Source organism: Amniculibacterium aquaticum, from assembly GCF_003852705.1.
In the GTDB taxonomy this organism is placed as follows: Bacteria; Bacteroidota; Bacteroidia; order Flavobacteriales; family Weeksellaceae; genus Amniculibacterium; species Amniculibacterium aquaticum.
The window spans coordinates 1-15819 of record NZ_REFA01000028.1 but is presented as its reverse complement, the minus strand read 5'-3'; the positions used below and the strand labels follow the sequence as shown (position 1 = coordinate 15819).

10 protein-coding genes are annotated in these 15819 nt (G+C 36.8%); all 10 read right to left on the bottom strand.

Annotation, left to right across the window (positions count from 1 at the left end):
- Nucleotides 1–13 precede the first annotated feature (13 nt).
- Nucleotides 14–2710, bottom strand: a complete 2697-nt coding sequence (locus EIY84_RS10340) for a DEAD/DEAH box helicase (RefSeq protein WP_124642901.1) — start codon at nt 2708–2710, stop codon at nt 14–16.
- A gap of 92 nt (nt 2711–2802) precedes the next feature.
- Nucleotides 2803–4326, bottom strand: coding sequence for a site-specific DNA-methyltransferase (locus tag EIY84_RS10335; protein WP_206428203.1), 1524 nt, complete (start codon nt 4324–4326; stop codon nt 2803–2805).
- Between the two features lie 250 nt (nt 4327–4576).
- Nucleotides 4577–5326, bottom strand: coding sequence for a hypothetical protein (locus tag EIY84_RS10330; RefSeq protein ID WP_124642897.1), 750 nt, complete (start codon nt 5324–5326; stop codon nt 4577–4579).
- Nucleotides 5327–5565: 239 nt separating this feature from the next.
- Nucleotides 5566–6678 carry a HigA family addiction module antitoxin gene (locus tag EIY84_RS10325; RefSeq protein ID WP_124642895.1) on the bottom strand — a complete coding sequence of 371 codons (1113 nt, stop codon included), beginning with the start codon at nt 6676–6678 and terminating at the stop codon, nt 5566–5568.
- Between the two features lies 1 nt (nt 6679).
- Nucleotides 6680–7012 (bottom strand): type II toxin-antitoxin system RelE/ParE family toxin, encoded by a 333-nt coding sequence (locus tag EIY84_RS10320; protein WP_124642893.1) that lies wholly within the window; start codon nt 7010–7012, stop codon nt 6680–6682.
- 48 nt (nt 7013–7060) lie between these two features.
- Nucleotides 7061–9958, bottom strand: a complete 2898-nt coding sequence (locus tag EIY84_RS10315; RefSeq protein WP_124642891.1) for an SNF2-related protein — start codon at nt 9956–9958, stop codon at nt 7061–7063.
- A gap of 313 nt (nt 9959–10271) precedes the next feature.
- Nucleotides 10272–12446, bottom strand: coding sequence for a VapE domain-containing protein (locus EIY84_RS10310; RefSeq protein ID WP_124642889.1), 2175 nt, complete (start codon nt 12444–12446; stop codon nt 10272–10274).
- Nucleotides 12447–12540: 94 nt separating this feature from the next.
- Nucleotides 12541–12822 (bottom strand): helix-turn-helix domain-containing protein, encoded by a 282-nt coding sequence (locus EIY84_RS10305; protein ID WP_124642887.1) that lies wholly within the window; start codon nt 12820–12822, stop codon nt 12541–12543.
- A gap of 89 nt (nt 12823–12911) precedes the next feature.
- Nucleotides 12912–13820: a hypothetical protein gene (locus EIY84_RS10300; protein ID WP_124642885.1), complete on the bottom strand. Its 909-nt coding sequence runs from the start codon at nt 13818–13820 to the stop codon at nt 12912–12914.
- Nucleotides 13821–14057: 237 nt separating this feature from the next.
- Nucleotides 14058–15275, bottom strand: coding sequence for a site-specific integrase (locus EIY84_RS10295; protein ID WP_124642883.1), 1218 nt, complete (start codon nt 15273–15275; stop codon nt 14058–14060).
- Nucleotides 15276–15819: the final 544 nt, after the last annotated feature.

Here is a 15819-nt window from a genome sequence, read left to right as displayed (position 1 = left end):
TATTTAATATTAATTATTGTGCATACTGCGACATCAGATATTCAAAGCCGGTGGTGGTGGTGATTTTGTCGTGAGGAATTAGGGCATATTTCCAAGGTTTGCCGCCATTTTCTGTGTTGTATTTTGAAGCATATTTGCAGTATTGGAGTGCGGCTTCTCGTTTTGACTGAACGTCTTCGTTATCCACTTTACCGGCTTCTTTTGGTTCAACCATATAAATGCAGTCGTCTGTTTCTACCACGAAATCAGGTTCGTAACGGCGGCCGGAATTGCTCCAGTAAATACGGAACTGATTGGCTGAAGGACGCAGCCATTTTTTTACATTAGAATCATTTTCTAAAATGAAAGCAAAATCTTTTTCTGTTCCTGAATCAAATTTATATTCAAAATGACAAGCCTTCTCAAAACCACGGAACACAAAACGCGGAACTAAAGACGCCGGGGAAATTGTATCTCTGTAATCACGATAACCGTTTTCTGACAATGCTGTATAATTGTGCGGCTCAATTTTGGTGAATGGTAATACTTCCGGCTCAATGAATGCAGGCGTTGTCACGGTGAAATTGGCTCTCATCTGCATATAAATTCTTTCCGCAATGGGTAATTTGAACTGTCGGACAGTGAGATTCAGTTTAGATTTATCCTCTAAATTTACTTCCAAAGCATCCACAGCCTGCTGCGCCAATTTGTAAAGCAGATCAGCATTTTCGTCATAATCCACTTCCGGGTAATTCAGCAGTTCGCTGATAATCAGTTTTACCGGATTTATTTTTTGTCCGCTGTCCTGAACGCCAATTGTTTCGGTTTTCTTATCCACCAAACCCATTCTGATAATTTCCTGTTCGAGGGCTCTAAAAGTAAATTCGTCGGTTACCAGATCAAAATCATTGAAATAAGCTTGAACTTCGCCACGAGTAAGGACCATTCTTGGAATTTCAATAATGTTCTCTTTGTAAGCCGAAATTATGGTTTCATACTGTGCTTTTGCTTCTGCAACGATCTGATCGGCAAAGATATTTAACTGCCCTTTATTCAGGTTTTCTTCAATCTTCTGAATAACCTCTTTTTTTACTTCCTCTTTGTTTAAATCATTGATATTCTTTACCAAAGACGATTTATTGAACGTGGGCAGAACGGTAAGCACCGCTTTTTTGGCATCAACAACCGCCTGCGCTTTCTGCTTTTCTGCAGGATTAGAAATTAAATTTACTTTTACCTGCTCTTTTTCAACAGATTTTTCTACAGTGCTGACTGAAGTGATAACCTGTGTTTTAATACCCATTTCCTTTTCATCCAGTTCTACGAAAGTAAACTTGTTCAACAAGGAATTTGGATCCTGGGCTTCGGCAACTACGGCTTCAAAATTATCGTGTGCAATAACGGTCAGTTTATCCACGGATTCCACACCGGTTCTTTTACCGTCGTAAGGCAAACGCAAACCACGACCAATGGTTTGCTCAATCAATATTTTTGCATTGGCAGCACGCAACGGAACTATGGTGTAAAGGTTTGAAACATCCCAACCTTCCTTGAGCATATTCACGTGGATTACAATTTCAATCTGATTATCCGGATTTTCAAGGGAAATAAAAAGGCTTTCAATTTCCTCGTCTTTGCGTGTTACACTATGTATCTGTAACGCTTTGCCAATATATTCTCCTTCATAAAATTCGGTAGAATTGATATAACTGTAAGTTTCTTCAGCGTGCTCAATGCTTTTGCAGACTACCAAAATGAACGGTTTTACCTGTTTTGCATTGTTGTTTTTAGAATAGAGTTCAAGATCGTTTTTGGTTTGGCGGTGAACGGAAACTGCGTCTTCAAGTTTAATAATATCCACATCACGATCGGAAAGGTTGCCTTTCTGAAAATTTTTACGCTTGGCAATGGCAGGATTTTTTACAAATTCACCGTCTGCTAATGCCTGTGCCAGATTGTATTCGTAAACAATATTTTTGAAGGCATTGTTTTTCTCATCTAAAGGAGTTGCCGTAAGTTCCAAGCCAAGCACCGGTTTTAGTTCGTTAATGGCTGTTTTGGAAGCATCGGCGTGGTAACGGTGTGCTTCGTCCATCAAAATTACCAAGTCTTTAATGCCGGTAAGATATTCCCAATACGACTGTCCCAAATATTCGGAAAGCCGTTTGATTTTCGGCGCCAAAGAAACGCCGCCTTTTTTGGTACCCTTATTGTCTGAATTGAATTTGGAAATATTGAAAATATTGATTCTGATTTCGCTTTCATCGAACAGATTTCCCTGCTGGCTGTAATTATCGCCGGTAATGATTACCGGACGGTTGTGCACAAATTCTGAAATGCCATTGAACACATATTTTTCGTATCCGGGATCGCCAAAATCCTTAATCAGTTTTTCGTAAATAGTAAGATTGGGCGCCAAGACAAAGAAATTTTTAATGCCTTTGTTTAAAGCCAAATACGCAATACAAGCCCCCATTAAACGCGTTTTTCCTACGCCTGTTGCAATGGAAAATGCTAAAGAAGGAAACTCGCGCTGAAAGTCTTTTACCTGTGGATAATGCTGCTGCACTTTTGCGAGTTCTTCTTTCAGGAAAGCCGTGGCTTCGGTAGAATCTTCCGGCTGTTTTTGCAGGGTGAGTTTATCGGCTAACAGTGCGACTACATCAAGTGATTCCTGTAATGGTTTGCGGAGGGAGAGGCGCTGTTTTATGTAATTGGCTGTGCTGTTCATTGGTTGTTGGTTGATGGTTGTCAGTTGTTGGTTTATTTAACGAACTTTTTTTAGCAAGGGATTGCTTCGTTCTTCGCAAGGACGGTTTTTATTTAATCGAATAAAGTGGGTTGGGAATCTGTATTGTTTTGATCGTTGAGTTCCTGAACGGTGTGTTCTTCCGGAAGTTCGGTTTCTTCCTGATCTTCGTGGGGAAGATTAACGATATTGAAACTGTAATCGTCTTTGCCAAACTCGCAACGGTTCAATAACATTTGTGGAATTTTCTTTACGGTGATATTCGGGAATTTTTCACGACATTCTTTTTGAAACGCTTTGCAGCATACCAATAAACTTTCTCCCGGTGCCATATCATCATAAATGCTCTCCAGAGATTCTACGGTGAGGAACTGCGTGGTGGTGTAGATGAAATCCTGTTCCGAAGATTTGCCCTGCTTCCAGAATTTGGTTTCGTCCGGTTGGTATTTGAAGCCCTCCTGCTTTGCCATTGCAGCGGCGAGCATATCGCCGTTGTAATCTGCGGAAATTACCCAGTTGTCGAACTTGTCTTTTCTAAGCAGGCTTGGAGCGAGGGTGTAGAATTTAAAACCGCCGCCGCCTTGCCAGTTGACGGCTTTGGAAATACCGCCCTTCTCTCCATCAACAACAGCTTTAAGGCGCGGGTAACAATGCGTTTTAGCGTGTTCGCCGAGTTCTATCCCTATATATTTTCGGCCCATTTTGTGGGCGACTGCTGCGGTGGTGCCTGAACCGAGGAAGGAATCGAGGACGAGATCGCCTTTATCGCTTGCCAAGTGAATAACTCTTTCGATTAATTTTTCTGGTTTTGGAGTAGCAAAAACTTCCGCATCATTAAAAGATTTAACTTCTTTCTTTGCGTCCTGATTATGTCCAACTTCTTGATAAGTCCACAAAGTTTGTGCTGTTATTCCATCTTTTACTTCAGACAAAAATCTTTTAATACGAGGAACTCCATCTCCTTTTGCTCCAAACCAAATTCTATTGTCAGCAATAAATTCTTCATACCTTTCGCGCGATAGTAACCAACATCTTCCTGTAGGAGGTAATACACTTCGCCCATATGGAGTAATAATTTCATACACTTTTGATTCAACAACCGGGCCTACAGAAAAGTTATCCGATTGCCAAACTCCACGAGGATCGTTATCAGGATTTTTATATGCTGAGTTTGCTTCTGCACTTCTTGGTAATTTATTTAATTCAAAACCCTGTGCATTTTTTGCATAAACCAAGATTGCATCGTGGCTTCTTGACAAAGTTTTTTTAAGGTTAATTGGAGCATATGAACGCTGCCAAATTACTTCGTCTATAAAATTTTTTCTACCAAAAACCATATCGCAAAGCACCTTTAGATAATGGCTTTCATCTGCATCAATAGAAATCCAGATAGAGCCGTTATCTGCCAACAAACTCCGCAGCAATTTTAACCTAGGAAACATCAAATTCAACCATTCCGAATGCTCCACGCCATCATCATAATGCTCAAACGCATTTCCGGTATTATAAGGCGGATCTATATAGATGCATTTTATTTTTCCGGCGTAATCCTGCTCCAGGGCTTTCAGCGCCAAAAGGTTGTCGCCGTGTATGAGCATATTTTCGGTATCGGGATCTCCGTAGGAGTATTCGGGGTTTTCTATGAGGATGCGCGGCTCGAGTTTTGGTTCTTCGCCTTTGCCAATCCAGGTGAGTTCGAGTTTTTGGAGTTTTTTGTTGGACATATTTTTTTATTGTAAAAAGTACAATGTAAAAAGTACAATGTACTATGGGGTTGGTTAATGGTTGATCGTAATTTTCTGGGTGCAGGTTGCAGTGGTTGCAATTGGTGCAAGTTGCGACGGTTTGCTATGGGATTTCTTTAGTGTGGATAAGGAAATCTTGTGTATTTTTTATTTTTCTTTTTACATCTTCGAGTTCGATTCCTTTATTATCTAAAGCGAAGACTCTTTCAATATCATTGAGTAAGTTTGTTTGGGCTTCATCATTGAAAATACCTTGTCTTAGTTTGAAAACCTTGGAAGAGCGTATTCTATCTTTCTTTAGTGGAACATCATAATTGACCATATTTTTTTCAATAAGTTCCCTGCCTTTATCAAAACTTTCAAGATCGTAGATAACTGCTTCATCAATAATGGTTCCTGCCCAATCCTGACTTTCTGCCAATTCGTGGGCATACACTAATCCTTTGCCGTATAGGCACTGAACTGAATAAGAGCCACCGTTTTCATTGTCATTTTTACCGGAAACAATTCTTATGTTCCCTTTTACTATTGCACCTCGCAATGGGAAATTATATGTTATCTCTCTCCAATTAAATTCATAAGCAACTTCTATTAATTCAGCCAAAGATTCTTCTGATAAATCGTTTGTCCAGAATAAGATAGTGTCGGAAATATTTAAGGTATTCAGTTTTGATTGTGTGGTATCTGCAAAGATCATCCCTCCCTGTGGTGGGTGAAATTTTCCGCGGGCAATACACATTTCTATATCTCTAAAGATATGTTCCATTCTGCGCACCAGTACTTCATCCTCATTATTGAGAATAAACTGCTTAAAGCCCATAAAATCGAAATATGCGAGGTAAACTTCTTTCATTTACTGTCTTCTTTACTTAATAGTTTGCTTACTTTACTAAAAACTTTACGTCTAGGTTTACGTCTAAAATTATGTCTAAGTATGTCTAAATGTTTACCTGAAGATATCCTATAAAACGGCGAATTTCAGAAAACGGACGTCTAAAAACAAGCTTAAGACGTCTAAAGTTTTTAGGATTTTAGAGACCATATTTTCTAAAATCTAAAACTTCGATAAATCGTCTAAAGAAACAAATAGTATTAATTTATAACAACATTCTGATAAATGTCCCGAAACCATCCTTCTTGATCTGTGACCAATTTTCTTTTTGCCATTCGACCGAAAACAATTGATGTCTTGAGATTGTGTTTTTTTGCGAACGACTTTACTTCTTTGTAAGTAATTTGAGTTTCAGGAACGGTTTCCAACAATTCCCTTTCCAATTCAACAGGGAAAACATGTTTAACAGCAAATTCGTTGGCTTCATCTTCTTTTTCCATTTCCTTCTGCGAATATTCAATTCCTTCCAAAAAGACGTCACGTTTCCCATGTAAAAGAATATGACCAAGTTCGTGGAAAAAAGTAAACCAAAAAATATCATCTCTTTTCAAAAGATTGGAAACCTGAATTACAGGTGTATTATCAATCCACCTAGTACATCCGTATGTTTTTAGCCCCTTAAGACAAGGTGTGTATATTAATTTGATACCCACTTCACTACAAGCGTCCTGCAGTTGAGTAAAAAAATTGGGACTATTACCAATCATAATCTGCTGAAAATCTGCAATTTTTTTAAGAGCTTTAGACTTATTAAATATGCCTGTTTTTATTTTGAATGCTTGGATTTCGCCCCTTCTTAACCAAGATGCAATGATGTACACATTTTTGCCGTCAAAATTTGTAAGTCTAAACTGCGGTTGTGCCACTTTGTAATAAGAATAAAAGGAATCTTTATTCGATACGGAAAAGAAGCCCAACACAGATTCATAACACTCCAAAGTGTTTTTAGGATCACAATCAATCCAATTAAGATTTACCATTTCTTTCAAGGGAAAATGATTAAGCCATGATTTTGTATTTATCAAACTTTCCGCCTCATTGATTTCAGCAAGTTCTAGGCGATAGTTCTTTTCTCTTTCGAGCCAAAATTCTGCAGAAACCCCCAATACTCTTTCCAATTGAATAGCGGTTTCCGGAGTAATCGAGGTTTTACCTTGAATTATTTCATTAATAGTTTTGATAGGTCTCCCCATTCTTTCCGCCAATTCTGTTTGAGAAAGATTTTTGGCTTGAATGGTATCTGATAATGTTTCGCCTGGAGACGAAATTAACTGACGGGCTAAATCCACGTCAGAAATAGTTTTAAAATTCATATTAGTGATAGTCTTCTACTGAATTAATCTTAATCTCTGTAATCTTACTTAGATCCAAAGCACCGTCTTCTTTCAAGGGTATCGGATCATTAGTCGGAATAAACGTTATTCTATAATTTGCAGAAACATCTACGGCAAATTCTCCTTTTCTAGGCGGTTTAAGTTCGTGAAGATTTGCCTGCGGAAGCATACTGATGTCTGTTAGGTTTTTTGCTGCAATTAATTCATCTATCCGTTTCTTAACATTCTTTGCTCTTGTGCCATAATTTTTAGCAATTGCTCTGAAATCGCTAAATGACTTTTCTAGTTTATTGTTTTTGTATTCAATTGTCATGCAAAGATATAACTTTTTATTGATTATTTTTAACCCTAAAGGTTAAAATTATATAATTTTCCATTTAATGGTAAATAGTTCCATTTCCTCTATTTTCTGATTTAATCGGGCTTCAATGTCGTTCAATAAATCATCTTTACGGGTGTCTATGTCGTCCTGTGCAGAGAACAAAGTCTGACGTTTTTCGTTTCTCTTTTTCTCAAGGTCTTTTATTTCACGCTGTGCAGTAACTTTTGCCTCGAGGTTCAGCATTTTTTTTGCTTCGGATTTTTTGAGGCGTATTTCTGCATCCAAATCTTTTATTTCCTTCTCCAAACTGATTTTCATATCATCTGCCCACTGATCGAGTTTATCCATTTCAGTATCAAAGAAGTCTCTGTTTCTTTCGGCATTTTCAGAAACAATTTTCTGTTTTTCGGAAAAGATAATTTCGGATAAAGTGTTCCTGTGCTCGTCGGCAACTTCTATCTTATCACCTTCGAATCCAAACAGAGAAAACATTCTGGCTGCCATTTCAGAATCAACGACTTCGCCATCTTTTGTATAGCAAGCTAAAAGCAAATAATCTTCCTGATCGAAAGAGTGGAGGGAAAGACTTTTTACCTGTAAGTAGCCCGATTCGCCAATAAATTTCTCGAGGTAAGCAATTTTATTTTGCGAGCCGGAATAATCGAAAATTATTTCTTTATCTTCTGTTGTCTGTTCTTTGCAGGTATACAAAATTTTCTGAGCCAACTTGTGGCCAACTCTGTAAATATTGGTATCCTCCGGCACTTCGATTGCGGATTTTTTTTGTCCGGCCGAAGTTTTGAGAATCATATAAGGACCTGAATGGATGGCTTCATCCGGAAATGGATTTTTGTGAAGACTGAAACTGTAATCTGAATTAAAATTTGCGAAGTTCTGTAAATAATACTGTGTTACTTTCCAAAGGTTATCTTCAAACCTTGAAAGGAACTGCAAAGTCTCATCCTGGTTTGTTCTCAGTTTTTCACGCACTTCATCATCAAAGTTCTCCAATAAAGTGGTTTTTACTGATTTCATTCTTTCAGTGATCTCCGGCTTCAGTTCGTCCCGCAAAGAATCAAAAGCGGTCTGAATTTCTTCCGGTGATCTACAATCCTGATAAATTTGGGCGATACGTTTTTCGAAATCCACCCCATTACCAATGGAACCCAACACTTCATCACTGGCACCGAAAACACCATTAAACAACTGAAATTTTTCTGCCAATAACTCATACACTCTCACATCGGCAGCGTTTTTTTTGTTCAAAAAATTTATTACTACAACATCGTGCTTCTGACCGTAGCGGTGACAGCGGCCGATACGCTGTTCAATTCGTTGAGGATTCCAAGGAAGGTCATAATTGACAATGAGCGAACAAAACTGCAGGTTAATACCTTCCGCAGCCGCTTCTGTTGCAATCATAATCGTCGCATTATTCTTAAAATAATCTACTAATGCAGCACGTTTATCAGCAGTTGCGGAACCTGTAATTTTGTCGGTTCCTTTATTTTCTTTTAGCCACTGTTTGTATATCTCTCTAGATTTCGGATCATTATTGACACCGTTAAAAAGCATTACTTTATCCTTGTAACCTCTCGCTTCCAGAGTATTATATAAATATTCCTGCGTTCTTCTGCTTTCTGTAAATATGAGCGCCTTTTTGTTTGCACCAAGGTTTGCAAGTTCGGCAAAACCCTTATCTAGAGCCACAAATAAATGCTCAGCTTTAGAGTTTTTGCGAATGGTATAGGCCAAAGATCTAAATTTCTTCAGGTCTTCAATTTCATTTTTTATGTTTTCAATATCGGTTTCTGAAAAGAACTCTTCCTCAATTTCTTCTTCATCTTCTTCGAACCAGTCTTCGGCAACTTCGTCCGCAGTTTCATAATCCTGATCTATTTCTTCCAGCAAATCTTCACCTTCCTGTCGCGTTAAAATGGCTTCCAACTTTTTTACTAATGCATCCAGTGTTCCATAGATCGCATAAGACGAGGACGCTAATAATTTTCTCAAAATGAGTGTCATCAACTGTCTTTGGCTGTTAGGAAGAGCATATAGTTTATGTCTTTGCAAATACAAGGAAACACCAACATACAGTTCAGTTTCCTCATCTGTTGGAATGAACTCTTCCACAATAGCAATTCTGTCCGTATAATTGATATATTCTAAAACCTGTCGTCTTAAAGTTCTATGACAAACCGGCTGAATACGCTTTCTTAATTCAAGGTAATCTTCGTCTTCAAGATTCCGACTGTATTGTTGTTTGAAACTTTTGATATCACCAAAAACATAATCGTCAATTATGCTTACCAAACCATATAGTTCCAAAATTGAATTCTGCAACGGTGTTGCCGTTAGAAGCACTTTTTTATAGTTTCGTGTGGCCTCTTTTATAGCATTGCTTGTTTTATTTGATGGCTTGTAGACATTTCGCAGTCGGTGTGCTTCATCAATGATTATTAAATCCCAGTTTGTCTGTTCAATGTAAGGTGCTTTAGTTTTAGCAAACTGGTATGAACAAATGACAATTTCGTCTTTTCTATTGAATGGATTTAGGTTTCCTTTCTTTATCTCGTCATTAAAAATCTTAGCCTCTAGAATTACAGATGGAAGGAAAAATTTATCAGCCAATTCCTGATTCCATTGTTTACGAAGGTTTGCAGGTGTGATAATCAATAATCGCCTTTTTCTTTCAGCCCATTGTTGCGAAAGAATTATTCCCGCCTCAATTGTTTTCCCCAAACCAACTTCATCAGCAAGAATAGCACCTTGAGATAAGGGCGACTGAAAAGCAAACAGAGCCGCATCCACCTGGTGCGGGTTTAAATCGACCTGTGCATCCTGCAATGAAGCAGTAAATTTCCCAATACTGTTAGCCGGCAATTGCCTTGTGAGGTCGTACGATAAAAATTTTGCGTGGTAAGGTGTAAACTGCATTAAAGGGTTAAAGTTTTTAAAAAAATTGTAAACCGGAAAATTAATGAAATTTAGTGAAATATAAAAGCAGGTAGGTAAGGTAACTTGATTTTGGAAAAAGAAAAACTTTTATTTTTTTTTTAAATAATAAAATGCTGAAACAGAACAAAATAAAGCAGAACAATAAAGGAAATAAAAACACTTCTTTGTATTGCAGTGTTTTAATCAGTAAAATTTTGAAAGTAAAAATAATATTTTTTTGTTGCCTTTTTTCCGTTACCCTACCTACCCAAACAAATTAAAGTATAATAGTGAATTTTGGAACCTAATTATATTAAAATCTAAATGAGGACTGTTGAAGGTTTTCAGCTATTCGTTTCTCAACATCACTTTCACGATTTTCAGAGATAACATCATCATAAGACTTTTCAAAAACAGCGTATGCATATACTCCTGATTTTTTCAAACGAAGGTAGCCGTGTTTTTTCAGGGCTTTTCCCAGTTTGTGAACTGTGCTGTCGGTAATATTCATTTTGGCTTTTTCTGATAAAACTACAGCTATTTGAGTAGTAGTTAAAAAGTTATTCGCTGTTTCTCTGTCTGCAACATTGAACCAAGTAAGCAGCAATTCCTCTTCCGGACTTCTTAACTGATATTGTTCGTTGTTGGCGTTAATATCTTTGATTTCTTCCTGGTTAAACCAATGGCGGAAATTTGATTTGTGCAGTTTTAATGCCTGTGCATAAACCTTGTTAATGTCTATTTGATGGGTATATTCTATGTTCTCCACTTCAAAACAAAGAAATCTTCTGGAACCTGTTGTATCATTTAAGAATTGTGCTGTATTAACTGAACCTGCAAAACTTGCGCGTCTCGGCATATTTTCATTGTTATGGCCGTAAGCCTTTCTCATTCTGATGTGTGTTTTTGTAATGATTTCTTTTAACGAACCTATTTCAGTTTTATTGAGATTTTCAAGTTCATCTAAATTGATTAACATACATTCTGCCAAGTGAATTAATGTATCTTTATTGCTCGGATTTATGGTCCCGGAAAAAATGTATTCTTTTAATGGTTTCGGCATCAGTTTTTCTATCCAGGTTGTTTTTCCCAAACCCTGTTTTCCTGAGAATACGATTACAGTTTGATTGACCTGTTTTTCATCCAGAACACAGGCAACCATCGCTACAAACCATTTTTTAAAGCATATTCTCCAAAGATCCTGTTTTGTGGTGCTTATGGTATCTGCAAGCAGTTCTATGTAGTCTATTTCATCTGGATTTTCCGGCAGATTGTTGAAATAATCTTCAAACGGATCATACATTTCGCAGTAGTCTGAATGCAGTAAATTCCTTAAGGAATTGATACTGCATTTTACTTTTGCTTTTAGGATTTCGCGAAGGATTGAGTTTTCGGTGAAGTCGGTCATTGGCTTGTATTTATAGGCTTTCAAAGTTTTGAATTCCAGTTTTCCTAAAACAGTGTTGTATCGAAAGTTGTAACGGTTGTTTAGAAAGTTCTCCAATTTGTCAATGTATGAGGGGGTTTCTTCCTCGTCATCAGAGAAATTTCCGTCATCGGTTTTTGTCGCGGACGATTCACCGGAATTTTTTCTATCGCTCGTCAATCGCTCGGATTTCGCAGATTTTTCTTTTGGAACAAACTTATCTGTATTATGTTCTGCGGTGTTCTGATAGGCGCTTTGAACTGTAGTTGTAACTTCTTTTGCGTCATAACCGTAATCTGCTAAAATGTAGCCTAAAGCCATTGATTCTGAAATTCCTTTCCGGTTAAGATTATTGGCCAAAGCAAAAACGAAGTTATTGCGGTTGCCTTCTGTAAACTGGATTTTGTTTTCTGTGAATTTTACAGCGTTTTCATACTTTAAATCATCGTTGTATATTGTTGATTGTTGGTTGTGGGTTTTCTTTCCATTAGAGTTTTCATTATGAACAGATTGCTTCGCTCCGCTCGCATAGACTTCAGCATTTTCGTTCAGGTATAATTCAGGATCGTAAGAAAAGAAGCAAAGCCGGGTGATGTCTTTACCGGATTTGTCGATTTCTACCGCCAATATTTCTTCAAAATATCGCTGCAATTCCAAAAATGTTTCTTTGTGCTGTTCTTTTTCGGACGAAACTTTCACGAAAATTTTCAGTCCGTTTCCGGAAGGACTGACAAACGAAGCAAATACAAAACCGTCCATTCTGATTTTTGTCTTGCACTGCTGCAGTTTTTCTTTTTCGAGTTTGTCAATATCCAACACCATTAACGCGTTGTAGTTGGTGAGGAATTCCATTTTTCTGCCTCCATTGAATGTGGCACTCGGTGTAAATGCCGGAAGTGATTTTTTGGCTCTTTCCGCGGCTTCTTTTTTGTCGTCGGCAAGGGATTTTCTTAAATAAGTGATTGCGTTTTGATAGACGCCGGTTTTGATATCAGCAAGGATTTTCAGAATATCTTTTTGTTCTGTGACTTCGTTGAAGTTTTTAAATATAGTGGATTTCATTGTTTTAGAAATTAGATTTTAGAAATTAGATTTTAGAGAAAAGCCCTCACTGAATTTGAGGGCTTAAAGGTTTCAGCGCTTCGAACATTGTCAGTCACTTTTTCGCGAAAGACTTGTTGTAGTGATCCTGCATTGTCTTTTCAACATCGGACAGTTTGTAGTAGATTTTACTGCCTACCTGGGAAAAAGAAATCTTCCCTTCATCGCGCCAGGTCTGTGCTGTTCTGCGTGAGATTTTCAGCATTGCGATTAATTCTTCATTGTCCAGGAATACTTCCTGTTTTGGTGATGTCTTCGCGTTAAGTTTTTCGTGAATCTCATTAATTTTTGAGATTAGACCATCAAATTGCTCTTTGGATAAAATAATTGCTTCCATAAAAATTGTTTGTTTAAGATTATGGAGCAAAGGTGTGGGAAAAGAAAAAGTCTTTTGGTCTTTATTTAGTCCACGTGGACTAAATAATTTTAAAAATGTTTGCTAATGTCCACAATATTAGTGCCTTTAGGTCGCTTCTCGGGTTTGGATGGCATCATTATCGTTTTGACAGTCTGTGGACTTATTGAATTTCCATCTTTATCTGTGAAATTATTACATATCAACTGCACTATTTCGCTGTTTTCTGCTTCAATAGCAGGACGTGAGTCCACGAAGTATCCTCGTTGCAATTGAATAAAAACATCTACCAACTGATTGACTTTCAGATTAGTTTTTACTTTTTTAAAAAAGTCCACTGTGGACTTTTCTGATAATTCGGTGGACTTTTCTTCTTCCTGTAGTTTTGCCAATGTTTCAATTTCATTAATCAGTTTATCACATTCTTTTGGAAACAGTGGTAATTGAAGGTATTGAACTGTTATGATTGCACGTTCGTATGCAAATTTTTCTCTAGTCAGAAATAATATTTTTTCCCGATCTGTTGAAATACGGTCCACTTCTTTTTGGACTTCATAAAATGAAAAATAACGTTCTTCACTTTCAGCATTGATATATTTTTTGGCAGGTTTGATTTTGTTTTCATCAATATCCTGGGATTCCAACTTTTCTCTTTTGGTTTCAAGACAGGTATAAATTTTTAAAAGTCTGCTTTGGTTTCTGGTGCCCGAAAAGAGTTCGATATTCAATTCTATTAGTTTCTCAAATTTATTGAGCCACAATAGAGGTTTCTTCACCAAATTACAATGGTGTGCAATAAATGCTGGTATGTTTTTTAAAGGAAGGGAAAAAATTTTGTTTAGAATCTGTTGGCAATAATCTTCCAAACTTTGTTTTGGTATGGCTTCTATATCAAATAAATCGTTAAATGCATCCGTAACTTTTACGGATGAAAATTGCACAAAAGGTGCTGTTTCCTTTAGTTGATATTTTTCCGACATAGCCGAAAATATTATTTAGTTCACAAATTGCTTGATTATTGCAGATTAGAAGCATCAGAGTGATATTTGGCAAAATTTTTCAATTTTTTTGCGTTTTTATTTACTTTTTCTGTGTTATTCATCATAATGCTAAATTAGGAAAATGAAAGCAAATCTTTTAAGTTAATTTTAATATCTTGAGAAAAAAAATATGCTCCGTACTGAAATACAGAGCATTGAGTTATCAACAATTTTTTTCTAATTCATATACTTTTCAACAGCCTCGTCCAATTCCTGGGAAATTATTTTTGCATAAATCTGTGTGGTTCCAATATCCGTGTGATCCATCAGTTTTGAAACGTGTTCTATTCGCATTCCGTTGTTCAGTGCCTGTGTTGCATAAGTGTGTCTTGCAAGGTGGAAAGACAGAGGAAAAGGAAGTTTCATCTTTTTTCCTATTGCGGAAAGATGAAGTGAGCAAAGCGAAGTGCATCTGCCAACTTCTGCCAATCTGTAAGCATCGTTTTCGAAATAGGGCGAACCGTTTTCAAGCATAGGAAATACGAAGTGTTTTGGATTGATTTCTTTGGGTTTGTATTTGTTGAGAATTGCCAATGCCGAGTTTCCAAATTTAAAACTGTGCGTTCTGCCTGTTTTTCTGATTTGTTTTCTGATTTTGTTTTCTTCAAAATTTACATTTTCCCAAGTCAATTCGATAACATCGCTTAATCTCAAACCTCCTGCATTCGCCGAAAATAAAAACATATCCTTTACAATCGGTGCTTTACTCTCTTGATTTACTTCGTACTTTTTAAAATCTTCCAACTGGGTTTTGCTGAGGAAACTTCTTTTGCTTGGATCTCTTTTGATACTTATTTTACTGAACGGATAAAGGTTTGCATCTACCAATTCCTCGTTTATGGCTTCCTTGAAGAAAATCGCCAAAATCACCAACGAATATTTAATCGTAGTATTTGAATTTTTTAAGGTATTACTACAATAATTCACATAATCTTTCAGCATTGTCACGGTGATATCATCAAAATCTACATCTTTAGTTTTGGTAAACTCTTCAAATTTTTTCAGACTGCTTTTGTAGGCTTTGTAGGTTCTTGCAGAAACTGTCCCCTTGATTTTTTCGCATCTGTCCTCAGCATAAGCAAAATAATTCTGTGCTCCTTTTCCCTTTACGGCTTCTTTTAGTTTTCTTGCTGATACAGATTTTGACTTTCTTTCCATATCGGCAACAGTTCCCGAAGCATCTGCTAATTTCTGTAAAAGAAGTGCGTTTGTTCTTGCAGAATTAGGAAAGTTTTTTCGAACCTTTTTCTGTTCGTCATCCCATTGGCTTTCCTTTGCTTTAATTCCTGTTGAAACATACTTCTTCTTTCTGTCCTTAATGAGGATGATGTAAATCGGGCAGTAACCGTTATTGTCGGTTTTGTCTGTTCTGAGGATAAATTTTACTGATGCCATAAGGTTCGTGTTTTAAAAAGTTTAAACTAAATTTGAAAACGGGAGCAAGGAAATGAGAGGTCTTGAAAAGTGTTCAAAGTATCTCAATGCAACCTGATACAAAGGTAGAACTTTTGGTAGAACAAATCGTTATTTTCTTTACTTTTTTTTACTTTAGTTTGCAGAAAGAAAAAACAAAAATCTTTATTTAATAGGCATTACAGAGAAAATAAGTCAACAAAATTGAAATATTGTGATAACATTGTATTTGCAAAAGGCGGGGTTGAATACATAATAGAAAAACCCGATGCATTTAGTCGCAACTTGCTTTTCATATTGTATTTTTTTGTAATTTAACAATCTGAAAAAGCAATTTGCTTCGTTCGGTCGAAATTGAACTTTCAGTTAAATTTAGCCCGCCCTTCGCAAATACTTTTTCCGTTATGCGACATTTTATCCAAACTCGCTGTCAAAAAGAATTTCCGAATGAAATATAACATTGAATTAGAAACGAAACTTATTAAAAAATTCTTTGTAAAAGAAAAACAAAATCGACTAATTGAAT